We start from the raw sequence: 925 nt of genomic DNA, 5'->3' as shown, positions 1-925 counted from the left end.
GACGGTGTCGGCCGAGTGTCCGCGGGACGCGGCTAGCTGACCGAGCGCTCGCTGGGAACCTGGCGGGCCTGGGCCACGACGTGATCGACGAACCCGTAGTCCTTGGCTTCCTCGGCCGTGAACCAGCGGTCGCGGTCGGAATCCCGCTCGATCTGCTCGATCGGCTGGCCGGTGTGGAATGCGATCCGTTCCTGCATCATCCGCTTGGTGTAGAGCATCTGCTCGGCCTGGATGGCGATGTCGGAGGCGGTACCACCGATGCCGCCGGACGGCTGATGCATCATGATCTTCGCATGCGGAAGCGAATACCGCTTGCCGGACGCGCCCGCGCACAGCAGGAACTGTCCCATGGACGCGGCGAGCCCAAGCGCAACCGTCGCCACGTCGTTCTCCACGTACTGCATCGTGTCATAGATCGCCATACCAGCGCTGACGGATCCACCGGGAGAGTTGATGTAGAGGAAAATATCCCGGCTCGGGTCCTCGGCGTTGAGCAGCAACAGCTGGGCACAGATCGCGTTGGCGATCTGATCCTCGACCACCGAACCCAGGAAAATGATCCGCTCGCGGAGCAGACGGTTGAAGACCTGTTCGTCGAAACCGACCCCACCCTGCCCCGGCGAACGCAGCTGTGGGGCGACCAGGCTCGGGGCTGCGATATTACCCACGGTTAGCTCCTCGGTTTCCTCGCGCTGACGACGGCTGATCTGACCGTCTCGACACTATCTGTGACCCGCGCTAGTTCCGGGACTTCACCCTCGATGTTCGCGCTGGGCGTGAGGGCGGGCTGGCCCAGCGGCGGTTAATCCGGGCATTGCGGGCAATCGACTCCCTGGAGAGGCTTAGTGGTCGCCGCCGGACGTTCGTCCAAGGTCTGCCGGCGCCAGACGGCGCCTCGCCTCGTTGTCGTCGGCCCAGGTAGAAC

1 protein-coding gene is annotated in these 925 nt (G+C 64.8%); it reads right to left on the bottom strand.

All coding sequences use genetic code 11. The annotated features are described in order from the left end of the window. Positions 1-32 precede the first annotated feature (32 nt). Positions 33-668 carry an ATP-dependent Clp protease proteolytic subunit gene (locus MJ783_RS03275; protein WP_305039257.1) on the bottom strand — a complete coding sequence of 212 codons (636 nt, stop codon included), beginning with the start codon at positions 666-668 and terminating at the stop codon, positions 33-35. Positions 669-925: the final 257 nt, after the last annotated feature.

It is taken from the genome of Protofrankia sp. Cj3 (assembly GCF_917627355.1).
Taxonomy (GTDB): Bacteria; Actinomycetota; Actinomycetes; order Frankiales; family Frankiaceae; genus Protofrankia.
The sequence above is the reverse complement of the archived record's forward strand: the minus strand, read 5'-3'. Positions and strand labels throughout refer to the sequence as shown.